Genomic DNA, 22738 nt, shown 5'->3' with positions numbered 1-22738 from the left:
GGCCGCGCGGCGGCCGACCCCGGTCCCTCCGGGAGCGTGGAGACTCAGTAGCGGTAGTGGTCCGGCTTGAACGGGCCCTCCTGGGAGACGCCCAGGTAGGAGGCCTGCTCCTTGGTGAGCGTGGTCAGCTTCGCGCCGAGCGCGTCCAGGTGCAGCCGGGCTACCTTCTCGTCCAGGTGCTTGGGCAGCACGTAGACGCCGATCGGGTATTCGTCGGTCTTGGTGAACAGCTCGATCTGGGCGATCGTCTGGTTGGCGAACGAGTTCGACATCACGAAGCTCGGGTGGCCGGTGGCGTTGCCCAGGTTCAGCAGGCGGCCCTCGGAGAGCACGATGATGGCGTGGCCGTCGTCGAAGCGCCACACGTCGACCTGCGGCTTGATGTTCTCGCGGGTCACGTCGCTGCGCTTGGCCAGGCCGGCCATGTCGATCTCGTTGTCGAAGTGGCCGATGTTGCCGACGATGGCCTGGTGCTTCATCCGGGCCATGTGCTCGTTGGTGATGACGTCGAAGCAGCCGGTCGCGGTGATGAAGATGTCGGCCTGCTCCACCACGTCGTCGAGCGTGGCGACCTGGTAGCCGTCCATCGCCGCCTGGAGGGCGCAGATCGGGTCGACCTCGGTCACCACGACCCGGGCGCCCTGGCCGCGCAGCGACTCGGCGCAGCCCTTGCCCACGTCGCCGTAGCCCATGACCACTGCCATCTTGCCGCCGATCAGCACGTCGGTGGCGCGGTTGATGCCGTCGATGAGCGAGTGACGGCAGCCGTACTTGTTGTCGAACTTGCTCTTGGTCACCGAGTCGTTGACGTTGATGGCCGGGAAGAGCAGCGTGCCGGCGCGGTGCATCTCGTAGAGCCGGTGCACACCGGTGGTGGTCTCCTCGGTGACGCCCTTGATGGCGGCGGCGATCCGGGTCCACCGCTGGCCGTCCTCGGCCAGCGAGCGGTGCAGGAGTTCGAGGATGACCGCGTACTCCTCGGAGTCGGCGGACTCGACCGGCGGCACGACACCGGCCTTCTCGAACTCGGCGCCCTTGTGGACGAGCAGGGTGGCGTCGCCGCCGTCGTCCAGGATCATGTTCGGACCCTGGCCGTCCGGCCAGTTGAGCACCTGCTCGGTGCACCACCAGTACTCCGGCAGCGTCTCGCCCTTCCAGGCGTAGACCGGCACGCCGGCCGGGGCCTCCGGGGTGCCCTCGGGGCCGACCACCATCGCCGCGGCGGCGTGGTCCTGGGTGGAGAAGATGTTGCAGGACGCCCAGCGGACCTGCGCGCCGAGCGCGACAAGGGTCTCGATCAGGACGGCGGTCTGGACGGTCATGTGCAGCGAGCCGGTGATCCGGGCGCCGGCCAGCGGCTGGGCCTCGGCGAACTCGCGCCGGATGGCCATCAGGCCCGGCATCTCGTGCTCGGCGAGCCGGATCTCCTTGCGCCCGAACTCGGCGAGCGACAGATCCGCCACCTTGTAGTCGCCCTCGGCGAGGGTGCTCGGCCGGGCCTGCGACGACGCGCCGCTGGAGGCCGCCGGGAGGGTGCTGGTCATGGAAGCTCCTGTCGAACGATGGTGGTGCGCAGCTTTCCACCTTACGCTCGCGGACCACTCCCTCCGTGCCCGGTTTGCCGACCGCGCAATCGGCCGGTCGGCGGACAGCGCACGGGGCGGTCGGTGGTGAGCGAACTCTCCACTCACGGCCCGGCCGCCCCGCGCATCCCCCCGGTTTGGTTCCCCCGCACGTCACCGGACCTTTCGGCGCGACAACGCTGCGTACCCATAGGGTCACACCGCATTGGAGGACCGTCAAGCCGTTTCGGGAAAGTCGGACTTGCCCGGATCAGGGCATCCCGCAGGTGGCGACGAATGCCTCACCCGCCCCGCTCACCGCCAGCGGCCCCCCGGCCGCCGTACCCACGGCTGCCTGACCCGCGTCCAGCGTCACCACGCCCACGCCGTCGTCCACTGTCAGCTTCCCGGCCCGGCACAGCACCAGACGTGGCCCGGGCAGTGTCAGCCGCACCCCCGGCGACCCGGCGGTCACCTCGACCCGGTGCAGCGCGAAGTCCTCCACCGGCACCGGCCAGGTCAGCACCCCCGGCTCCACCTGCTCCGGCCGCAGCACCGGCCGGGTCAGCACCTCGAACCGGAGCACCCGCAGCAGCTCGTCCACGTCGACCCGCTTCGCGGTGAACCCGCCGCGCAGCACGTTGTCACTGGCCGCCATGATCTCCACGCCGGTGCCGCGCAGGTAGGCGTGCAGATTCCCGGCCGGCATCCAGATGCCCTCGCCGGGCGCCAGCCGGACGTGGTGCAGCAGCAGCGCCACCACCACGCCCGGGTCGGCCGGATAGCCGGACGCCAGCATGCGGACCAGCTCGGCGTCCGCCGAGCCCGGCGCGGCCTCCGCCGCCGCCAGCACGGCCGCCACCAGCCCGGCGCGCTCCGCCACCGGCCAGCTCAACAGCAGGCGTACCGCCTCCCGCAACCCCGCCGGCCCGTCGCGCAACGCCGCCACCACGGGCTCCAGCACGGGTACCCCGAACGCGGCGATGGCCGCCGCCGACTCCCCCGGGTCGCGGAAGCCGCACAGCGCGTCGAACTCCGACAGCGCCACCAGCAACTCCGGCTTGTGGTACGGGTCCACGTAGTTGACCCGCCCCACGTCGGCGGCGTGCCCGGCGCGGGCCTGCTCGGCGTCCGGATGGGCCTGGAGGCTCAGTGGCGACTCGGCCGCCAGCACCTTCAGCAGGAACGGCAGCCGGGTGCCGAACCGGCCGACCAGCCGCTCACCCAGCCAGTGATCCGGCTCGGCCACCAGCAGTTCGGTGAGGCTGACCGGCCGGCCGTCACGCTGCACGGTGGCCGGGGCGCCCGGGTGGGCACCCAGCCACAGCTCCGCCTCCGGCCCGTTGCTCGGCACCGGCCGCCCCTGCAACTCGGCGATAGCGGTGCGCGAGCCCCAGGCGTAGTCACGGATCCGGCCCTGCAACAACTCCATCGGTCAGCTCCCGGGCCGCCCGGCCACCTCGCCGGTCGCGTGCGCCTCACCCGCCGTGTGCGTGTCACCGGCCCTGTGCGCCTCGTCGGTGGTCGCCGCCTCCGGGACGGCGGTGTCCGCCGCCTGACCGGTGCCCGCGCGCTCGGCGGCCGGCGAGTAGATGTCCGGCTCCAGGTAGATCACCCGGGCGGTCGGCACCTCGCGCCGGATCCGCGCCTCGACGGCGTTGATGTCACGGGCCAGGTCGTGGGCGGTCTCCCAGGCCGGCACCGCGATCTTCGCGGCCACCATCAGCTCCTCCGGGCCCAGGTAGAGCGTCTTCATGTGGATGATCCGCTCCACCTCGGGACCGCTCGTGACGGCCTGCTCGATCTTTGTCAGCTCGCCCTGCTCGGCGCCCTCGCCGAGCAGCAGGCTCTTGGTCTCGACCGCCAGCGTGACCGCGATGACCACGAGCAGGACGCCGATCATCGCGGTGCCCGCCGCGTCCCACATGCCGTTGCCGGTGATCAGCGTCATGCCGACGCCGAACAGCGCGAACACCAGGCCGACCAGGGCGCCGAAGTCCTCCAGCAGAACCACAGGCAGCTCCGGGGCCTTGGCCCGGCGGATGAACCGGACCCAGGACTGGTTGCCCCGGATCAGGTTGGACTCCTTGATCGCGGTACGGAAGGAGAAACCCTCCATCACGATCGCGGCCACCAGCACCGCCACCGGCACCCACTGCCAGTTCTCGATCGGGTGCGGGTCGGACGCCTTGTGGTAGGCCTCGTAGAGCGCGAACAGGCCACCGAGACTGAACAGCACGATCGCCACGATGAACGCGTAGATGTAGCGCTCCCGGCCGTACCCGAACGGGTGCTGTGGCGTGGCCTGCCGCTTGGCCCGCCGGCCGCCGAGCAGCAGCAGGCCCTGGTTGCCCGAGTCGGCCACCGAGTGGATCGACTCGGCCAGCATCGACGACGAGCCGGTGAGGGCGAACGCGATGAACTTGGTGACGGCGATGCCGAGGTTCGCCGCCAGGGCGGCGACGATCGCCTTGGTGCCCCCGTTCGCGCTCATTCCCCGCCTCGCTCGATGCCCCGTATGTTCACTGGTTTGCCAGCTCCTTCATCTCCGTGATGGCCGGTACCGCCATCGGGTCCAGCCCGTGTGCCAGGGCGAGGTAGATCGAGGCGAAGTCGGGGACCGCCACCAGCGACGCGAGCCGTTCCAGCGCGGAACCGCCCTCGGCGGTCACCACGTCACAGCGCACGCCGCGGCGCTCGGCGAGCGTCTGCACCGCGTCCGCGCGGCGCTCCTCCACCGCCAGCGGCTCGTCGGTGTCGTCGTCGGCGTTGAGGCCGCCGTCGCGCAGCAGCACCAGCCGCAGCCGGGTGCCGTCGGACTCGTCGTCGCCCGGGTCGGCGAAGATGTCCCGCTCGCCCTCCGCCAGGCCGCCGAACACCCCGTCGAGCAGGCCGACGCGGCCCCGGCCCGCCTCACCCAGCGCACCGGCGACCACCGGGTAGCGGGCGTTCGCGGACAGCGTGTCACCGAACCGCCGGGCGGCCACGGTGGCCAGCGGGGACGAACCCCACACGATCGGGATCGAACCGGACAGGCCCAGAGCCAGCGACTTCGCCGGGTTGACGAAGGACTCCGCGGTCGGCCGGCATCGATCGGCGTCGGCGTCCAGCCGGGCCGCCGTCTCGGCCAGATCGGCCTCGTTGACCTTCACGAGCCCGAGGGTACGGGCGGCGAGCAGAACCGGCACGGTGAGCGCCCAGAGGCTGGCCCGGGCCGGCGCGCGCCGGGGCACCGGGATGAACGGCGCGCGGGCCCGCTCGGCCACCGACTGGAGCTGCGAGTCGGGCGCGCCGACAGCCACCAGCCGGGCGCCGCGCCGGTGCGCCGCCTCGGCCGCGCCGAGCGCCTCCGGGCTGCGACCGGACGCGCTCACCGCGATGACCACGTCCGCCGCGCCCACCCAGCCCGGCACGCCGGCGCTGCGGTGCGGGATGACCGGCACCGGACAGCGCGGCCCGGCGACCGTGGCCAGCACGTCACCGGTACGCCCGGCGGTGCCGATGCCGGCGATGACCACCGCGCGGGGCCGGCCGTCGTCGGCAAGCACTGACAGATTGGCCTCGGCGGCAAGCGCCGCCGACTCACGTACCTGGGCACCTGCGGACGCGGTGTGCCGGAGCATGCCGCCCGGATCCCGCTCGGAGAGCTGCGCCGCGTCGTCCAGCAGGGCCTCGTCGGCGTGCCGGTGCCCGCTGACCCCGGCCGTACCCTCCATCACCGCGACGACCCGCCCCGCGCCTCGTCGGCGGCGGGGCCACCGCGCGCCTCGTCCAGCAGGAGCACCGGGACGTCGTCCCGGACCTCGAAGATGCGACCGCACTCGGTGCAGGTCAGCGTCTGCGCCCCCGCGTCGTAGTCCAGCGGGGCGTGGTGCGTGTCCGGGCAGGCGAGGATGTCGAGCAACTGCGGGTCCAGGGCCACGGCGCGGCTCCTTCCACGTATGCGGTCTCACCGGTCGGCGGTGCCGAGCGGCGCACGCGATCTTATCGGCCGAGCGGCCACGGCACCGGGCCCCGTTCGGCCCCGGTGTTCCGTCCTCCAGCCGGACAGGTGGCGCCCTCCGGGTAACGGCATGACCACTCACGGTCACGGTAACCCCGGGAGCGGGTCGGGTTCCGGCTCAGTCCGGCAAGCGGGGCAGAACGGTCGTCGCGTCGCCGCCCGCCGGGGGCGAGGGCGGCGGCACAACGATTGTCGCGTCCCCGCCCGCCGGTGCCGGTGGCGCCGGGGCGGGCGCGGGCGCGCCGTACACGTTGCCGGCCGCGCGGGGCGGCGGCGTGCCCCCGTACACCGTGGGGGCCGGTCCGGGTGTGCCGGAACGGTAGGTGGTGGTGCTGCGCGGCAGCGGCACCGGCGGAAGGCCGGCGTCCGCGCCGCCACCGGCGCGGTCGGCGCGGTTGCGGCGCAGCAGCAGGACGATGAGGGCGGCGCCGGCGAGCACCAGCCCGATACCGAACCACATGATCATGGATCCTCCGAACGACGAGTCGTCGGCCGCGGCGGTGGCCGGGGGCACGGCGGCGGCCACCGGCGACGTGTCGGCCGCCTCGGCCGCCGTGGTCTCGCTCGCGCTGGGCGTGGGCGAGGGCTTGCGGGACGGACTGGGGCTGGGTGTGCGCGGGTCGCCGACCAGCCGGGCCGACCCACCGGCCCGGCCGAGCACCTCGCCGTCCGCGGCACTCGCCTCGCCGGCCAGCTCCAGCCGACCATCGGCGGCCCCGGCCAGGAAGGACACCCGGTAGCGCACGGTGACGGCCTTGCCCTTGCAGAGCGGCCGGTCGACCGGCGCGACGGCGGCCGTGGCGACGGTGCCGCCGTCCCCGGAGACCCGCACCGGCACCCATCGCCGCCCGGACGCCATCTCTACCCGGACCTGATCGGCCCGCAGGCCGTCCAGGCGGAGCCCGACCACGGTACGCAACCGCACGCAGCCGTCCGTCCGCTTGCGCACCTCGATCGCCACGGTGCCCGGCGCGCCACCGGCGGTGAAGCTCTTCGCCGAGCGCAGTCCCACCCGGTCGTCCCGGGCCGACGCCGGTGACGCCGGGACGGCGATCAGGCCACCCAGCAGCGCGCCGACGATGGCCCATCGCGCCGCTTGCCGCCCTGCCGACATCTCCACCTCACCGTTGCGTCCGGACCGGATCCGCCGGCCAGGTTACTACCGGCCCGGTCAGGCCCCGGAGCATCGAGCGGCCCACATGTGCGCCGCGCCACGCGATCACCGCCCGCCCAGGTCACCGCCCGACGCGTCCGCCCCGGCGAGGGCCTGCCGGCAGAGCCGGTCGGCCGTACGGGTCGTCTCCGGCAGCCGGTACCGGGGCGTCAGTGCCAGTACCCGATCCACCGCGTCGTCCAACCCCATCCGGTGGCCGACGCTGACGAAGACCGGCCGGACACCGTCCTGGGTCCGCAGCACCCGCCCGACCACCTCGCCGCCGTCGCACAGGTCGGCGCTGTCACCACGCCGAGGGCCCGGCCCCGGTCCACGTGCCGACGAGCGGCGTCTTGCCCACCCCGATCGCGGGCAGCCCGGTCACCAGGCCAAGGTGACAAGCCAGCCCGAACCGGCGCGGGTGCGCAAGCCCGTGCCCGTCACAGACCAGCAGCTCGGGACGGGTGGTGAGCCGGTCCAGCGCGGCGAGCAACGCCGGCATCTCGCGGAACGCGAACAGCCCCGGCACGTACGGAAAGGCGGGTCGCCCCACGCACACCGCCTCGTCCACCACCTCGAGGGTCGCCGCGTCGAGGACCGTGACGGCCGCCGCGAGCAGGTCAGCGTCCTGCGCGTACGCCACGTCCAGCCCGGCCACCGTCGCGGGCGCGGCAGGACCGGGCCCGGTCAGGTCCACCCGGGACCGCAACTCCTCCTGTACGCGTCTCGCCTCCGCCGCGTCGGCGGGCGGCACATAGGGCACGGGTACGCCATCGGTGGAGGGCATGTCGTTCGCGGCTGTCTCAGGAGGCGATGGTGGGGTCGGCGGCGGGGTCACCGGCCTGTTGGAGCTGTTCCTCGAACATCACGAAGGTCCGCCGCCGGATCCCCTTGATCAGCGCCGCCTCCTCCGTGGTGAACGGTCGCCTCTCCGCGATGGCGGGCGCCTCGAGCGCTCGGACCGTTTCGTAGAGCGCGAAGATCGGCCCCTCTCCGCTCAGGCTCAGCCCACGCTCTTCTTCGACGCGCTGCACGAACCGCTCAGGCGAGAGCACGAAGATTTCCTGTTCCCTGGCGAAGATGATCTCATCGATGATGTCGTTCGCCGGCCGCCAACCGCCGGTGGTGCGGTCGAGCCGCCACGCGGCGAGGCCGCCGTCGGAGGTCGGAAGAAACTTCACCGGGTTGTCGTAGTAGTCGTAGTAGCCCGCGAGGCCGAGCCCAGCCACTGCATCCGTCACTGCCGCTCACCGTTCAAGGTCGTTTGAAGCGCGGCCCAGAAGTATTCACGCTGCCGGCGGACGATGCCCTTCCGGATCGCTAACTCCGTGACAGAGAGGCTACGGGCCTCACTCCTGGGGACTGCCTCCAGGTCACGCCAGACCTCGAACAACGAGTGCTCCCACTCCGCCACCTGGTCAAGCGCCGCCAGATGAAGACGGAACTCACCGATGTGCCCGGTCGAGGTCTGCACCGAGAACTGAATATCTCGATATCCACTGTCCTGGGGCTCCCGGAAGCGATCGCTGAACTCCGCCACCTGGAAATGAGGGTTATTGCTCAACTCGGCCAGCCCGGCATACAGGTCGTCAAGCGTCTGGTAGGCGACCCGCCCTGCAGCAAGGTCGCGGAGGCGGGCAGCGTTGCCGCCATTCCGATCGATCTTGTCCTCAGCTCGAACGCGATCCTTCGGTCCGGGTCGTGGCTCGTACTCTGCCCCGCTTGCTGACGAACTGGCCAGTTCACGCCCCAGCGAATCAAGTTCGCGCTGAGCGGTCAAGGCCTCCTGGTACAGGTGATCCAGATACTGCTTGCGATACGCGACATCGCCGGAGCGTGACTTGTCAAAGCTCGGCTGGATAGCCACCGACCGTTCCCCATCGAAGCGACTGCTTACCTGTATCTGGTGCAGAGTAAGCGGGGTCGGCTCGATCGAAGGTGTGGCTGCAGTGGCAACAGTCTCGGAGCCGCGGTCTCGTATTTCAACTAGCACGTCATTCAGTACGTCGATGGCCTGCTGGTGGCTGGCCAGGTGGTGCAGGGTCAGCGGGCGGGCGGTCAGCGAGTTGGCGAGTTCGGGTGTGGCGAGGATCATCCGGACCAGGTCGGGCCGCTCCGCGAGCTGTCGCACCAGCGTCTCGGCCAGCAACTCCTCCCGTCGCGGCGGCGCCTCCCAGCTCTGGTCGAGCATCCGCTGTAGGCGCGGGTCGGCGAACAACCGGGTGAGATCGTTCGCGGCGCCCTCGTCCAGGCCGGGTACGAGCCGCCGCAGCGCCGGCACGTCGGCGTGCTGCGCCAGTTCGACTGGCGTCACCCCGGCGGCGAAGGCGGCATCCAGGTTCCCGCTCGCCGCGAGCACGTCACGCACGTAGAGCCCGGCCGCGATCCGGTCGGCGTGCGCCCGCCGGTGGTCCTGGCGTACCCGGTTCGGTTCCGGCTCGACCGGCGGCGCGTTGCCCGGCAGCGGTCCGTCAGTCCCGCGGTGGAAGGTGGTGGACTCGCCGAGCAGGTGAACGTGGTTGAAGTCCGGAACGTGGCCGTCGACGACCGGCGCTGGCGGCCGTGGCGGCACCGGGCGGGGCAGCGGCTCGGGCAGGACGTTGTAGGTGCCGGGTGGGCGGCCGGTGAGCGGCATCGGGCGCCCGTCGGGACCGAGCACCAGAGCGTCGACACCCACCACGTTGCTGCGGTCCGGACGGCCGCTGTGGTGGTAGATCGGCCGGTCCGCCACCGCGCCCGACTGCGGATCGAGGAAGAGGACAGTGCCGTTCTGGTTCAACGCCACCCACGCGTGCGACCCGCCGCCCTCGAAGCTGGTGATGAGGAACGCGTAGCTGCCGTGGCCGCCCGACGCGAGTTGCGCATACAGGTCCCGGTAGCCGCCGTCCACCAGCCGCTGCCGGTCCCGGCCGGTGATCCCGGGCCGATCCGGCGGGCAGAGGTTCTGGAACCGGCCGCCGGTCGTCTGCTCGACCCGCAGCGGTCCGTCCGCCTCGCCGCCCACCGGCCGGTTCACGTCGCCGTTCAGATAGCCGTCGAACGTACGCGGCGCGGCGACGCGCGGCCGCCCGTGGACCCAGGTCTCGAACAGCGACAACGTGCAGTCGAGGCAGTTGATCCCCCGGGTGGCGTCGGCCGCCGGTCCGCCGTCGTTGGCGAGGCGGAACCAGCCGCCGCGCCGGGGATCGGCGGTACGCGCGACGCTGCCGTCCGGGTTGCGGGGCATCTGCCGTTCGAGGTCGGTCTGGTGCAACGCGAGCGGAGGCCGGAGTCCTCCCCGGCGGCCGTAGGGCCGGGATCTGTCGACCGGCTCGGGGTGACCGTTACCGGTGAGCGCGGAGCGGTCGGTGGTCTCCACCGCACCGACGGCCAGGTCCGCCACGTCGTCGTTGATCCGGTAGAAGTCGAGGTCGTCCTCGACCATCACCTGCTCCGGCAGACGCCCGCCGGCGCGGATCACCTCCACCTCGTCGACGTCTCGGTAGTGCAGGCGTTCTCGCCGCCGGCCCTCCCACACGTGCCTGTCGGCAAGGTCGTGCTGGCCGGCCTGGCGCAGCTCGTGTGCCCGGGTCAGGAGCCAGCGCGCCGCCTCGTAATGCTGTTCGGCGCGACCACGTAGCACCTTGATCTGCGCCTGCCGCCTGTTCTCCTCGTGCAGGGCACGCTGTGACCGCAGGTAGCCCTGGTAGCGGCGCCGGTCGAGGCCCTCCCGATCGGCCTTCAGCCGCGCGGCGCGCTGCTGGGCGGTCTCGCGATGCCACGGCTGGACATCGATCGGACCAGGATTCGGCCCCGGCGTGTCGGTAGGCGGGTTATGCGGAGCCAAGGACTCCAGCAGCGGAAATCGGGGGTTGGGCCCTGGCCGGGGTTCGGGCCCGACATTCGGCGCTCCCGGATGCGGTCCCGGCTGAGGGCTCACCGGTGAGACCGATGACTGTCCCACAAGGCTTCCGTTGCTGATGTGCGCAGCCCGGTCTGTAGGAGTTGGTGCCGCAGCCAACGGTCGATCGGCGAGCGAGGCGGGATGTGTCGTCGGTGCGGCTGCCGCCTGAACCGGGGTGGTCGTAGACGGTGTGGCATGGTCGACCGGCGTCACCACCGGACCCGCGCCGCCATGGGCTCCGGTCGCGGGGAGGGGCGGACCGGCGACTGGCGCGTCCGTGACCACCGACGACAATGTGGGACTCGTGGCGACCGTCGGACGTGCCACGTCGTGCGGCACGGCCGCGCCGTCCAGGGCGGCACCGGCGTGCGGCGCCGTGGCCGTCGGCTCCGGGCCCGGGCGGGGCAGGTCCACGGCGAGCGGGTGTGCCCCGGCGACTTCGGGCGAGACGTGCGTGGGGGTCACGGGGACCGCCCCCGCCGTCGCATCGCCGCTCTGGACGACCGGCTCGGCAACCCGCTGGGCCGGGATCAGCCCGACCGGATCGGTGACGGGCGGCACGTCCAGGCCGACCGGCGAGACCGGCAGGCCGCTCAACTTCCCGTCGAGGCGGTGGTGCAGTGCCGAGTCCGCCTGGCCGGTGGCGGACCCGGTCACACCGGAGGCCGCCGCACGCGCCAGATCCTCCAGCGACGGTCCGTTGCCGGTGGCCAGACCAGCGGCGGTCTCGGCGAGCGTCTCGCCGGCCATCTCCCGCCCGAAACGCTCGCCGATCTCGGCGAAGCGCCCGTTGGCGTGCCGGCCCAGACCGGCAAGCGGGGCGACGGCACCGCCGGCGAATCCGCCGAGGGCCGACGTGCTCACGTCGGTCAGGTCGAGGCCGCTCCGCCGGCCGGTGGAGTTCTGATACGCCTGGGTGCCGAGGCTGGTGGCCGCCTCCTGACCGGCCTCCAGCAGCCCACCGACCACGGCCTGCCGGGCCAGCTTGCGAGCACCGGACTTGGCCACCTCCTTCGCGGCCCGTTCACCCGCCTCCTTGAGGCCCTGCTTGACCGCCTTCCGTGCGAGCTGGGCCACCAGCCGCTTGAAGATCTGCTGCACCACGACCCGCGTGGCGGTGACCGCTGCGGCGGCCGCCGGGGAGGCGGCGCCCAGGGTGAGCACTGCCGCCACCGCCAGCGACAGCAACTCGATGACCAGGATGCCCAGCTCGATCCAGGCTTCCAGCTTCGCGCCCTCGATGTCACAGCCGCAGGAGTCGACCAGCCGCGCCAACTCGTCGGTGGCCGAGATCAGGACGTGCAGCGGCGCGTCGTCGCCCTCGGCGAGCTTGTGCCAGGCCTTGTCGAACGCGCCGGCGACCAGGCCGACTCCCCCGTAGCCGCTCCTCACCTCACCGGCGGCGGTCATCGCGTCGTCGCGCGGACGGGTCAGGACGCCGGCCACGCCGTACCACTGGTCGGCCAGGTCCCAGACGGACCGCTCGTTGCCCTCCGGCCACTCGACGCCGACCACCCAGTCGAGCGCCTCATAGATCCAGCCGGGCACGTCCCAAGGGCAGAAGTCGAGCGGGTGCGGGATCGGGCTGGGCAGCATGCTCACGCGCGGGTCCTCCGGTGGTCAGCGCCGGGGCCGATGGGGGTGGTGCCCTTGCTGCGGGATCTTCCCGAGGTCGCGGGCGTTGCTCAGGTCTGTCTCGACGGTGGCCGCGACCGAACGGACGACGTCCGACCCAAGCACGTCGAGCGACCGGCCGAGAAGCTCCCACGCGCGCAGCAGCGTCTCGGCGTAACCCTGGTAGTGCTTGTCGAAGGCGGCGCCGATGTCGTCTCGGCCCCAGGGCCGCTGGGCGCTCGCGACGGCGATCGGATCGCCCGTCTCCCGCCGGGCCGCGCTCACCGCCCGCCCCGACAACGCCAGGTCAGCACCGCCGCGGCGGGCCCGGTCGGGGTCCAGCCAGATCTCTCCCCCGGCCACCTGTCACTCGCCGCGGGCCAGCACGGAGTCGGCCCGGCCGAGCAGCGCGCCGAAGTCGTTGGTACGCAGGAACTCGACCGACGGGGAACCCGGCGGCAGGTAGCCGGAGACCAGCTCCCGGGTCGCGGTGGTCGCGGCGGTGGAGGCGCGCAGCACGGTCTCGGTGATCTTCCGGCTCAACGCCCGGGCGTCCCGGTCGCGGAACACCGCCGGGCTCACCTCGACGCTGATGAGCTCGCCTCGCGCGCCCACCACCGCGGTCACCTGACCGTCGTCGGAGCGTTCGGTCACCCGCAGCTCGGCCAGTTTGATCTGGAGTTCGTCCAGACCGGACCGCAGGCGCTGGTATTGGCCGTACACCTCGTCGAATCGCGCGCGCAGTGCACGGTTCGCATCCCGGTCCGCACTCTCGGCCACCGTCGCTCCCCTTTCGTCACCGTGGGTAGGGCCGACCATACCGGGTGCCACGAAACCCGTGGGGTCCGGTAATTTCAGGTGGTGATCGAGCGACAGCAGGCCGAGCAGATCGCCTCCGTGTGGGCCCGGCGGGACTCCGAACGTCTCGGTTTTCCCTGCACTCCTGTGGTCGAGGAGTTCGACCTGGGCTACCTGGTCAGCTCCACGGTGTCGACCGACGCCCGGGCGCTGCCCGGCGACCTGCCGACCACTGTGATCGACAAGGAGACCGGCGAGGTGTCGACCTGGCCGCGGATCCCGGCTCCGGCGGTCGAGGAGATGTACCGCCAGCGACGCCCGGCCGAGCCACGCGCTCCGCGTACCGTCGATCCGGCCGCCCAACTGCTCCGCGAGCTGACCCGGCTGCCCACGCCCGGCGCGGCAGCGCACCTCACGCTCGACGGCCGGCAGCACGTCGCGCAGGGCGCGAAGGGCGACATCGAGGTGCGGCACCACCCGCTCGTGCGGTCCTATCTGGAGGAACTACCCGCCGGCCACCTGGTACGCGGCGGCGAGCGGCACGCCGAGATGATCGTCGTCTCCGACGCGCTGTACGAGCACGACCACCGCCGGGCCGCCGATGGTCTGCCGCCACTGTCCATCGAGGAGGCCCGTGACCTGCTCGGCGCCAGCCGGATCGAGGTCTACCGCAGCCGCGAGCCGGGTGACCCGCTGGGAGGGCTCGCCGAACTTCCCTGCGACTCGTGCGTCAAGTTCCTGGTGCGGATCGGGGTGCTGCCGTGGGCCGACCTCGCGTTCGTGGAGGAATGGCGACCGGAGCCGCGCCCCGTCATCGAACCCGGACGGTTTCCGGACGAGGTCGCCCACGCGCTCATCGAAGGCGGGTGGCAGGTCAGCATCTTCAACGAGGCACTCGCGATGGGCGCGATGGCCGAGACGAAGGCGATCGCGGGACAGCATCACCGGCATGAGCCCTTCCCTGCCGCAGAGGCAGCGCTCACCGCGTTCCCGGCCGTCCTGAGCCGACGGCGAGGGCCCGGGGAGCAGGTCTGGATCAGCCAGTTCACCACGAATCCGCTGCGGGCCGCGCACACCGCCGACTCCCTCGCCGACTTCGCCGCCGTCCTGGGCGCCCGCCTCTTCCCGCTCGGCAGCGAACGCCAGGAGAGCATCCTCGCGGTCGACGAGCACGGCCGGATCTTCGCCCTCGACCAGGCCGGCGAGTGGTTCCTCGGGGCCGACATCGACGCCGCCCTCACCACCCTGCTCCTCGGCCGCGCCCCCGCCCGGGTCCGCGACGACGGCACCTGGTGACGATCAGAGGGCCACGCCGGTCAGCACCGTGACCCGGGGTTCGGTGTAGTCGTCCATGGCGCTGCGCAGCCCTTCCCGCCCGACCCCGGAGCCCTTCGTCCCGCCGTACGGCATCTGGTCGGCCCGGTACGACGGCACGTCTCCGACGATCACGCCGCCGACCTCCAGCGTGCGGGCGGCGTCGAACGCCACGTCGAGCCGGTGGGTGAACACGCCGGCCTGGAGGCCGTACGCGGAGTCGTTGACGGCGGCGAACGCGGCCCGGTCGTCGGCGACCGGGGCGACCACGAGCACCGGCCCGAACACCTCCTCGGCGCACACCTTGGCGTCGGCGGGCACGCCGCTGAGCACTGTGGGCGGGTAGGTGGCGCCGTCGCGCCGCCCGCCGGCCTCGACCACCGCGCCGACGGCGACCGCCTCGTCCACCCAGTCCTCGACGCGCTGCGCCGCCTCGACCGACACCAGCGGGCCGACGTCGGTCTGCTCGGAGCGCGGGTCACCGGTGCGTAGCGCCCGCACCGCCGCGACGAGCCGGGGCAGGAAACCGTCGTAGAGCCGTTCGTGCACGTAGACCCGCTGCACCGCGATGCACGACTGCCCGGCCTGATAGTTGGAGAACGTGGCGATGCGCTGCGCGGCGAAGGTCAGGTCCTCGTCGGCCGACCAGTCCGCGCAGATCACCGCCGCGGCGTTTCCGCCGAGTTCCAGCGTGACGTGCTTGTCCGGCGCGGCCCTGCGGATGGCCGCGCCGACCGGTCCGGAGCCGGTGAACGACACCACCGGCAGCCGGGGGTCGGTGACCAGTTCGGCGGCGCGCTCGTTCGGCAGCGGCAGCACCGAGAACATGCCCTCGGGCAGGTCGGTCTCGGCCAGGATCTCGCCGAGCAGCAGCGCGGTGAGCGGGGTGGCCGGGGCCGGCTTGACCACGATCGGGGCGCCGACGGCGAGCGCCGGGGCGACCTTGTGGGCGACCAGGTTGAGCGGGAAGTTGAACGGGGTGATGCCGAGCACCGGGCCGCGCGGCACGCGCCGGACCAGGGCGATCCGCCCGGTGGCGGCGGGGTCGGTGTCGAGCCGCTGCAGGTCGCCGGAGAAGCGGCGGGCCTCCTCGGCGGCCCAGCGGAACGTGGAGATCGCGCGTCCCACCTCCGCCCTGGCCCACTTGACCGGCTTGCCGTTCTCGGCGGTGATCAGCGCGGCGACCTCGTCGGCCCGCTCGGCGAGCCGGCGGGAGACGTGGTCCAGGGCCGCCGCGCGGGCGTGCGCGGGCAGGGCCGCGGCCTCCGCGGCCACCCCGGCGGCGCCCGCGACGGCGGCTTCGACCTGGTCGGCCGTGGCGAGCGTGGTACGCCCCACCGGCTGCCCGTCGTACGGGTGGGTGACTGTCAGTTCGCTCTCGCCGTGGGCGGGGCGACCGGCGACGTAGAAGGCTCTCGGCTCCACGCCCGGCAGCCTAGACCAGAAGCGCCCACGCGGAAACAGTTGCCCAAACCCTTGTCTGCCTCGGATTTAGTAGCCAAGATGGCAGTCAGATTGCGATAACCTCCGCTGACCCTCTCCCCGGCCACCTTCTCGGAGACTTCTGATGAGCGACCAGCAGCAGCTGCGCAACTTCGTCAACGGCGAGTACGTCGAACCGGTGGACGGCGGCTACGCCGACCTGATCGACCCGTGCACCGGCGAGGTCTTCGCCCAGGCCCCGGTCTCCGGCGCGGCGGACGTGGACGCGGCGATGAAGGCCGCCTCCGCCGCGTTCGAGACCTGGCGGGACGCCACGCCGGGCGAGCGGCAGCGGGCGTTGCTGAAGTTCGCCGACGCGGTGGAGGCGCGGGCCGCCGAGCTGGTGGACGCGGAGGTCCGCAACACGGGCAAGCCCCGGCAGCTCACCACCGAGGAGGAGCTGCCGCCGGCAGTGGACGAGCTGCGCTTCTTCGCCGGTGCGGCCCGCCTGCTGGAGGGGCGCTCGGCCGGTGAGTACCTGGCCGGGCACACCTCGTACGTGCGGCGCGAGCCGATCGGCGTCTGCGCCCAGGTGACCCCCTGGAACTACCCGCTGATGATGGCGGTCTGGAAGATCGCCCCGGCGCTGGCGGCGGGCAACGCGGTGGTGCTGAAGCCGTCCGACACCACGCCGGTGTCGACGCTGCTGCTGGCCGAGATCGCCGCCGAGCACCTGCCGCCGGGCGTCTTCAACGTGGTCTGCGGCGACCGGGACACCGGCCGTGCGCTGGTCTCCCACCCGACGCCGCAGCTCGTGTCGATCACCGGCTCGACCCGCGCGGGCATGGAGGTCGCCGCCGCGGCGGCGCCGGACCTGAAGCGGACGCACCTGGAGCTGGGCGGCAAGGCCCCGGTGGTGATCTTCGACGACGCGGACGTGGCGGCGGCGGCCGAGGCGATCGCGATGGGCGGCTACTTCAACGCCGGTCAGGACTGCACGGCGGCGACCCGCGTGCTCACCGGGCCGGGCATCCACGAGGACTTCGTGGCCGCGCTCACCGAGCAGGCCCGCAACACCCGCACCGGCGCGCCGGACGACGCCGACGTGCTCTACGGCCCGCTGAACAACGCCAACCAGCTCGCCCGGGTGAGCGGCTTCGTGGACCGTCTGCCGGACCACGCGAACGTCACCACCGGTGGTGGGCGGGTCGGCGAGCGCGGCTTCTTCTACGCCCCGACCGTGGTCTCCGGCGTACGCCAGACCGACGAGATCATCCAGGACGAGGTGTTCGGGCCGGTCATCACCGTGCAGCGCTTCTCCGACGAGGACGAGGCGGTGCGCTGGGCCAACGGCGTGGACTACGGCCTGTCCGCCTCGGTGTGGACGCGCGACCACGGCCGGGCCATGCGGATGACCCGCCGGCTGGATTTCGGCTGCGTCTGGGTGAACACGCACATCCCGTTCGTCTCGGAGATGCCGCACGGCGGCTTCAAGCACTCCGGCCACGGCAAGGACCTGTCGGTCTACAGCCTGGAGGACTACACCCGGATCAAGCACGTCATGCACAACATCGAGGGCTGATCGGCGATGGCCAGCAGCGAGGAGTTGCACAAGCGCCGCGTCGAGGCGGTGGCGCGGGGCGTGGGCAGCACGATTCCCGCGTACGTGGACCGGGCGGGCGGCGGCACGATCACCGACGTGGACGGGCGGGAGTGGATCGACTTCGCCGCCGGCATCGCGGTCACCAACGTGGGCAACTCCGCGCCGCGCGTGGTCGAGGCGGTACGCGCGCAGGTCGAACGGTTCACCCACACCTGCTTCATGGTCGCGCCGTACGAGTCGTATGTGGCGGTCTGCGAGCAGCTCAACGCGCTGACCCCGGGTGGCTTCGAGAAGCGCTCGGCGTTGTTCAACTCCGGCGCCGAGGCGGTGGAGAACGCGGTGAAGATCGCCCGGCACGCGACCGGGCGGCCCGCGGTGGTGGTGTTCGACCACGCGTACCACGGCCGGACCAACCTGACCATGGCGCTGACCGCGAAGAACATGCCGTACAAGCACCGGTTCGGGCCGTTCGCCGGTGAGGTCTACCGGGTGCCGATGTCGTACCCGCTGCGCGACGGCGGGCTGGACGGCGCCACAGCGGCGGCCCGCTCGATCGAGATGATCGAGAAGCAGGTGGGCGCGGAGAACGTGGCGGCGCTGCTGATCGAGCCGATCCAGGGCGAGGGCGGCTTTGTCGTACCCGCGGAGGGGTTCCTGCCGGCGTTGCGCGAGTGGGCGACGGCGGCCGGGGTGGTGTTCGTCGCCGACGAGATCCAGACCGGTTTCTGCCGCACCGGCGACTGGTTCGCCTGCAAGCACGAGGGCGTCGAGCCGGACCTGATCACGCTGGCCAAGGGCATCGCGGGCGGGCTGCCGCTGGCGGCCGTCACGGGCCGGGCGGAGCTGATGGACGCGGTGCACGTCGGCGGCCTCGGCGGCACGTACGGCGGCAACCCGATCGCCTGCGCCGCCGCGCTCGCGTCGATCGAGACGATGCGGGAGCTGGACCTGGCCGCCGCCGCCCGCCGGATCGGCGCGGTGATGGGCGAGCGGCTGCGCGCCATCGCCGCCGGTGACCCGCGCGTGGCCGAGGTACGCGGCCGGGGCGCGATGCTCGCCGTGGAGATCGTCGTACCGGGCACGCTGACCCCGGACCCGGCCGCCACGGCGTCGATCTCGGCGGCCTGCCACGCGGCCGGGCTGCTCACGCTGACCTGCGGCACCTACGGCAACGTGCTGCGGTTCCTGCCTCCGCTGGTGATCTCCGACGACGAGCTGGGCCGGGGCCTGGACATCCTGGCGGCCGCATTCGGCTGACCCGCACGGGGAACACCTGATCCCGCACGGGAACACCATGGGCCCGATCTCCCAGGACCGGCCCATGGTGTTCCGCGCGGACGATCAGCGGAGCAGTTCCACAGTGTTGCGCCGGACCAGGTTCTTGCCGGGTTCCCGGATCGCGTCCATGGCTGCGGTGTTGAGCAGCACGCAACTGCCCGACGGCCCGGTCACCGTCACCGTCACCACCTTGTTGTTGTCCAGGTTCGTCACCCGCAGCCGGGTGCCGAGCGGGAACTGACCGCTGGTGGCAGCGGGTGCCCCGCCCTCGGCGAAGAACGTGATCGCGCCGGAGCAGACGCTGCCGCCGATCGGCTGCGCCGCGCCCGGGCGGGTCTCACCCAGTTGCGCGCCCGGGGCCGGGGCGGCGGCGCCGTCGAGGCGTTCCACCACGTTGCGGCGGATGACGTTCTTGCCCGGCTCGCGTACCAGGTCCATGGCGGCGGCGTTAAGCAGCACGCAGCTCCCGGACGGCCCGGTCACCGTCACCGTGGTCACCTTGCGGTTGTCCAGGTTCGTCACCCGTAGCCGGGTGCCGACCGGGAACCGGTCGCTCGTCGCGGCCGGCGGTCCGCCCTCGGCCGAGAAGGTCACCGACCCGGCGCAGACCGATCGCGCGGCCGGCGCGGTGTCCGCGAAACCGAGTCCGGTGCCCACCGAGACCGCCACCGTGGCGGTCACCGCCACCGTCGCCGCCAGCACGTGCTTGCGCTGCACCCTCACGTTCTCTCCCGTCGTCGCTGCTGTTCGACGCGTGGTACGGACGGGAGGGCCGGACCGTTCGATCCGGCCGGCGGTCCACAACGGAAGGTGAGGGCCCGGTGACGCTCCGGCCGTCCGTGCCGGTACCTGCCGCCACGCCTTGGCGCTCGGGGGTGAGGTGGGTCACGATGGGTGGAAGGAGGCGCTGGTGGCTGACCCGTGGCTCGCCCTGGAGTTCGGCGCGGATCCGGCGGAACGGATCGCGCAGGTCGGTGCCGCCCACGAGGCGTTCCTCGCCGCCGGCACCACCACCGGCGGGGTCCGGGAGGTGGTCGCCCGCTCCTGGAGGCGGTCCGCGCTGCTGGACCCGGAAGCCACGCCGCCTGTCGACCTCGTCGACGACGCGCTGGAGACGTACCGGGCCGCGCACCCGCTGGCCCGGGTGATGCCGCTGTTCCGTGACCTGCTCGGCGGCATCGCGCAGGACGGCGCGCACCTGATGGCGGTCTGCGACGCCGCCGGCCGGCTGCTCTGGGTGGAGGGCCACCCCGGGGTGCTGCGGCACGCCGAGCGGATGAACTTCGTACCGGGCGCGCGCTGGGACGAGGCGCACGCCGGCACCAACGCGCCCGGCACCGCCCTCGCCGTCGACCACGGCGTGCAGATCTTCGCCACCGAGCACTTCGTCCGGCCGGTGCAGCGCTGGACCTGCGCCGCCGCGCCGATCCACGACCCGGTCAGCGGAGCGCTGCTCGGCGCCGTCGACATCACCGGCGGGGACCACCTGGCCGCCCCGCAGAGCCTGGCGCTGGTCCGGGCCACCGCCCGGGCCGCCGAGGCGTTCCTGGCCGGCGCCGCGCCCGCCGCGCCGGACGTGGCGTACGTGTCGGCGCTCGGCCGCGACGTGGCGGAGCTGCGCGTCGGCGGCCGGCGCATCCGGCTCGGCCGCCGGCACAGCGAACTGCTGGTGCTGCTCGTCGACCATCCGGAGGGGCGCACCGGGGAACAACTCGGCCTCGACCTCTACGGCGACGACCGGCGGCACCCGGTCACGCTGCGCGCCGAGCTGTCCCGCCTGCGCCGCGTGCTCGGCGAGGAGCTGCTCGACTCCCGCCCGTACCGGCTGCGCCCGGCCGTGCGCGCCGACTTCCGTACCGTCACCGAACTGCTGGAACGTGGCGACCCGGCGGCGGCGCTGCGCGCGTACCCCGGGCCCCTGCTGCCCCTGTCGGACGCGCCGGGAGTCGCGCGACTGCGCCGCCTTGTCGACGGCCAGTTGCGCGCCGCCGTGCTGGCCGGCGGCGACCCGGGGCTGCTCGCGGCCTGGACCGCGACGGCGGCCGGGTCCGACGACCTGGCCGTCTGGCAGGCCCTGGCGCGGGCGCTGCCGCCGGGCGCGCCACGCCGGCCGCTCGCGCTCGCGCGGGCCCGCCAGCTCGCCGAGGAGTACGCGCTGCCGCGCGCAACGTTCCTGCAACGTCCCGGAAACTAGCCTGCCCGCCATCCACCCCAGACGGACGGCGGAGGTACCCATGACGCGCTACGACGCCCCGACCCACTGGCAGTCCCGCTACGACCACTACATCGGCGGCGAGTACGTGAAGCCGCACGGTGGCAAGTACTTCGAGAACCCGACCCCGGTGACCGGGCAGACCTTCTGCGAGGTGGCCCGGGGCACCGCCGAGGACGTGGAGAAGGCGCTGGACGCGGCGCACGGCGCTGCCGACGCGTGGGGCCGCACGTCGGTCGCCGAGCGCTCGCTGATCCTCAACCGGATCGCCGACCGCATGCAGGACAACCTGGAGTCCCTGGCGATCGCCGAGACGTGGGAGAACGGCAAGCCGGTACGCGAGACGCTCGCCGCCGACATCCCGCTCGCCATCGACCACTTCCGCTACTTCGCCGGGGCGATCCGGGCGCAGGAGGGCTCGCTCGGCGAGATCGACGACGACACGGTGGCGTACCACTTCCACGAGCCGCTGGGCGTTGTCGGGCAGATCATCCCGTGGAACTTCCCGATCCTCATGGCGGTGTGGAAGCTCGCCCCGGCGCTCGCCGCCGGCAACGCTGTGGTGCTCAAGCCGGCCGAGCAGACGCCCGCGTCGATCCACTACCTGCTCTCGCTGATCGGCGACCTGCTGCCGCCGGGCGTGCTGAACGTGGTGAACGGGTTCGGCGTCGAGGCGGGAAAGCCGCTGGCCTCCTCACCGCGGGTGGCGAAGGTGGCGTTCACCGGCGAGACCACCACCGGGCGGCTGATCATGCAGTACGCCAGCGAGAACATCAAGCCGGTCACCCTCGAACTGGGCGGCAAGAGCCCGAACATCTTCTTCGACGACGTCAGCGCCGCGTCCGACGACTTCCGGGACAAGGCGCTCGAAGGCTTCACCATGTTCGCGCTCAACCAGGGCGAGGTGTGCACCTGCCCGTCCCGGGCGCTCATCCAGCAGGGCCACTACTCCGACTTCCTGGCCGCCGCCGTGGACCGGACCGGTCAGATCAAGCAGGGGCACCCGCTGGACACCGACACGATGGTCGGCGCGCAGGCGTCGAACGACCAGCTGGAGAAGATCCTGTCCTACCTGGACATCGGGCGGCAGGAGGGCGCCCGCGTCCTCGCCGGCGGCGAGCGGGCGGACCTGGGCGGCGAGCTGTCCGGCGGCTACTACGTCCAGCCGACCATCTTCGAGGGCGACAACTCGATGCGGATCTTCCAGGAGGAGATCTTCGGCCCGGTGGTGTCGGTGACCTCCTTCGCCGACCTGGACGACGCCGTGAAGATCGCCAACGACACGCTGTACGGGCTCGGCGCCGGCGTGTGGACCCGGGACCTGAACACGGCGTACCGGGCCGGGCGGGCCATCCAGGCCGGGCGGGTGTGGACGAACTGCTACCACGCCTACCCGGCGCACGCGGCGTTCGGCGGCTACAAGCAGTCCGGCATCGGCCGGGAGAACCACAAGATGATGCTGGAGCACTACCAGCAGACCAAGAACCTGCTGGTCAGCTACTCGCCGAAGAAGCTGGGCTTCTTCTGATGGGTGACCCGGTGACAGTGACCCCCGCGGCGGCCGACCTGATCCGGTCGCTGCGGGGGCAGCACGGCCCGCTGATGTTCCACCAGTCCGGCGGCTGCTGCGACGGCAGCGCCCCGATGTGCTATCCGGCCGGTGAGTTCCGTACCGGCGGCTCGGATGTGCTGCTCGCCTCGCTGGCTGTCGACGGCGTGCCCGAGCCGGTGGAGTTCTGGATGTCCAAGGCCCAGTGGGGGCTGTGGCGGCACACCCGGCTCACCGTCGACGTGGTGCCCGGACGGGGCAGCGGCTTCTCCCTGGAGGCCCCGGAGGGCGTCCGCTTCCTCATCCGCTCCCACCTGAACCGCTGATCTGTCCGAGATCTTGCAGCT

18 protein-coding genes and 1 pseudogene are annotated in these 22738 nt (G+C 72.5%); 6 read left to right on the top strand and 13 right to left on the bottom strand.

What is annotated here, in order from left to right; translation table 11 throughout:
- Positions 1-44 precede the first annotated feature (44 nt).
- The 11 genes and pseudogenes from ahcY to AB0C17_RS26135 form a co-directional block, all read right to left on the bottom strand.
- On the bottom strand, positions 45-1544 hold the full coding sequence (gene ahcY, locus AB0C17_RS26185; RefSeq protein WP_357470279.1) for an adenosylhomocysteinase: 1500 nt from the start codon (positions 1542-1544) through the stop codon (positions 45-47).
- A gap of 289 nt (positions 1545-1833) precedes the next feature.
- Entirely contained in the window at positions 1834-2994 is a 1161-nt protein-coding gene (gene manA, locus AB0C17_RS26180) for a mannose-6-phosphate isomerase, class I (protein WP_357387926.1), read from the bottom strand.
- A gap of 3 nt (positions 2995-2997) precedes the next feature.
- On the bottom strand, positions 2998-4056 hold the full coding sequence (locus AB0C17_RS26175) for a cation diffusion facilitator family transporter (protein ID WP_357387928.1): 1059 nt from the start codon (positions 4054-4056) through the stop codon (positions 2998-3000).
- Positions 4057-4084: 28 nt separating this feature from the next.
- Complete coding sequence (locus tag AB0C17_RS26170) at positions 4085-5281, bottom strand: SIS domain-containing protein (protein ID WP_302904039.1); 1197 nt, start codon at positions 5279-5281, stop codon at positions 4085-4087.
- Positions 5278-5484: a Trm112 family protein gene (locus tag AB0C17_RS26165; protein WP_357387930.1), complete on the bottom strand. Its 207-nt coding sequence runs from the start codon at positions 5482-5484 to the stop codon at positions 5278-5280. The genes AB0C17_RS26170 and AB0C17_RS26165 overlap by 4 nt, the downstream gene beginning before the upstream one ends.
- A 199-nt stretch (positions 5485-5683) precedes the next feature.
- A complete protein-coding gene (locus AB0C17_RS26160; RefSeq protein ID WP_357387932.1) occupies positions 5684-6679 on the bottom strand; it encodes a hypothetical protein in 996 nt (331 codons plus the stop codon).
- A gap of 105 nt (positions 6680-6784) precedes the next feature.
- Positions 6785-7505, bottom strand: a pseudogene (gene nfi / locus AB0C17_RS26155) (deoxyribonuclease V).
- Positions 7506-7521: 16 nt separating this feature from the next.
- Complete coding sequence (locus AB0C17_RS26150; protein WP_357480931.1) at positions 7522-7959, bottom strand: hypothetical protein; 438 nt, start codon at positions 7957-7959, stop codon at positions 7522-7524.
- Positions 7956-12047, bottom strand: a complete 4092-nt coding sequence (locus tag AB0C17_RS26145; protein ID WP_357480928.1) for a toxin glutamine deamidase domain-containing protein — start codon at positions 12045-12047, stop codon at positions 7956-7958. The genes AB0C17_RS26150 and AB0C17_RS26145 overlap by 4 nt, the downstream gene beginning before the upstream one ends.
- Before the next feature lie 174 nt (positions 12048-12221).
- Positions 12222-12578, bottom strand: a complete 357-nt coding sequence (locus AB0C17_RS26140; RefSeq protein ID WP_357387938.1) for a hypothetical protein — start codon at positions 12576-12578, stop codon at positions 12222-12224.
- 3 nt (positions 12579-12581) lie between these two features.
- Entirely contained in the window at positions 12582-12995 is a 414-nt protein-coding gene (locus tag AB0C17_RS26135) for a YbaB/EbfC family nucleoid-associated protein (RefSeq protein WP_357387940.1), read from the bottom strand.
- Positions 12996-13076: 81 nt separating this feature from the next.
- Between AB0C17_RS26135 and AB0C17_RS26130 the strand changes: the two genes are divergently transcribed.
- Positions 13077-14309, top strand: coding sequence for an SUKH-3 domain-containing protein (locus tag AB0C17_RS26130; protein WP_357470263.1), 1233 nt, complete (start codon positions 13077-13079; stop codon positions 14307-14309).
- 3 nt (positions 14310-14312) lie between these two features.
- Here AB0C17_RS26130 and AB0C17_RS26125 read toward each other — a convergent pair whose 3' ends face one another.
- Positions 14313-15752 carry an aldehyde dehydrogenase family protein gene (locus AB0C17_RS26125; protein ID WP_357470260.1) on the bottom strand — a complete coding sequence of 480 codons (1440 nt, stop codon included), beginning with the start codon at positions 15750-15752 and terminating at the stop codon, positions 14313-14315.
- Positions 15753-15894: 142 nt separating this feature from the next.
- Here AB0C17_RS26125 and AB0C17_RS26120 point away from each other — a divergent pair, with 142 nt between their 5' ends.
- Together AB0C17_RS26120 and gabT are read left to right on the top strand one after the other, a co-directional pair.
- Positions 15895-17331 (top strand): gamma-aminobutyraldehyde dehydrogenase, encoded by a 1437-nt coding sequence (locus AB0C17_RS26120; RefSeq protein ID WP_354865071.1) that lies wholly within the window; start codon positions 15895-15897, stop codon positions 17329-17331.
- 6 nt (positions 17332-17337) lie between these two features.
- Positions 17338-18609 (top strand): 4-aminobutyrate--2-oxoglutarate transaminase, encoded by a 1272-nt coding sequence (gene gabT / locus AB0C17_RS26115; protein ID WP_357480925.1) that lies wholly within the window; start codon positions 17338-17340, stop codon positions 18607-18609.
- Between the two features lie 84 nt (positions 18610-18693).
- Here gabT and AB0C17_RS26110 read toward each other — a convergent pair whose 3' ends face one another.
- Positions 18694-19353 carry a hypothetical protein gene (locus AB0C17_RS26110; RefSeq protein ID WP_357470254.1) on the bottom strand — a complete coding sequence of 220 codons (660 nt, stop codon included), beginning with the start codon at positions 19351-19353 and terminating at the stop codon, positions 18694-18696.
- Between the two features lie 187 nt (positions 19354-19540).
- On the opposite strand from AB0C17_RS26110, the gene AB0C17_RS26105 reads away from it, so the two are divergent.
- The 3 genes from AB0C17_RS26105 to AB0C17_RS26095 are packed head-to-tail and all read left to right on the top strand — an operon-like array spanning position 19541 to position 22717.
- Positions 19541-20824, top strand: coding sequence for a transcriptional regulator (locus AB0C17_RS26105; RefSeq protein WP_357387950.1), 1284 nt, complete (start codon positions 19541-19543; stop codon positions 20822-20824).
- A 40-nt stretch (positions 20825-20864) separates the two neighbouring features.
- Positions 20865-22370, top strand: coding sequence for an aldehyde dehydrogenase (adh, locus tag AB0C17_RS26100; protein WP_357387952.1), 1506 nt, complete (start codon positions 20865-20867; stop codon positions 22368-22370).
- Complete coding sequence (locus AB0C17_RS26095) at positions 22370-22717, top strand: DUF779 domain-containing protein (protein WP_357387954.1); 348 nt, start codon at positions 22370-22372, stop codon at positions 22715-22717. The genes adh and AB0C17_RS26095 overlap by 1 nt, the downstream gene beginning before the upstream one ends.
- Positions 22718-22738 lie beyond the last annotated feature (21 nt).

This window comes from Micromonospora sp. NPDC048887 (assembly GCF_040649715.1).
Classification (GTDB): domain Bacteria; phylum Actinomycetota; class Actinomycetes; order Mycobacteriales; family Micromonosporaceae; genus Micromonospora.
This window is presented reverse-complemented; position numbering and strand designations above follow the sequence as displayed.

Bases quoted from the DNA above. Each gene is read 5' to 3' on its own strand.
- manA (WP_357387926.1), bottom strand. From the start codon at position 2,994: ATGGAGTTGTTGCAGGGCCGGATCCGTGACTACGCCTGGGGCTCGCGC.
- ahcY (WP_357470279.1), bottom strand. From the start codon at position 1,544: ATGACCAGCACCCTCCCGGCGGCCTCCAGCGGCGCGTCGTCGCAGGCC.
- AB0C17_RS26120 (WP_354865071.1), top strand. From the start codon at position 15,895: ATGAGCGACCAGCAGCAGCTGCGCAACTTCGTCAACGGCGAGTACGTC.
- AB0C17_RS26175 (WP_357387928.1), bottom strand. From the start codon at position 4,056: ATGAGCGCGAACGGGGGCACCAAGGCGATCGTCGCCGCCCTGGCGGCG.
- AB0C17_RS26160 (WP_357387932.1), bottom strand. From the start codon at position 6,679: ATGTCGGCAGGGCGGCAAGCGGCGCGATGGGCCATCGTCGGCGCGCTG.
- gabT (WP_357480925.1), top strand. From the start codon at position 17,338: ATGGCCAGCAGCGAGGAGTTGCACAAGCGCCGCGTCGAGGCGGTGGCG.
- adh (WP_357387952.1), top strand. From the start codon at position 20,865: ATGACGCGCTACGACGCCCCGACCCACTGGCAGTCCCGCTACGACCAC.
- AB0C17_RS26095 (WP_357387954.1), top strand. From the start codon at position 22,370: ATGGGTGACCCGGTGACAGTGACCCCCGCGGCGGCCGACCTGATCCGG.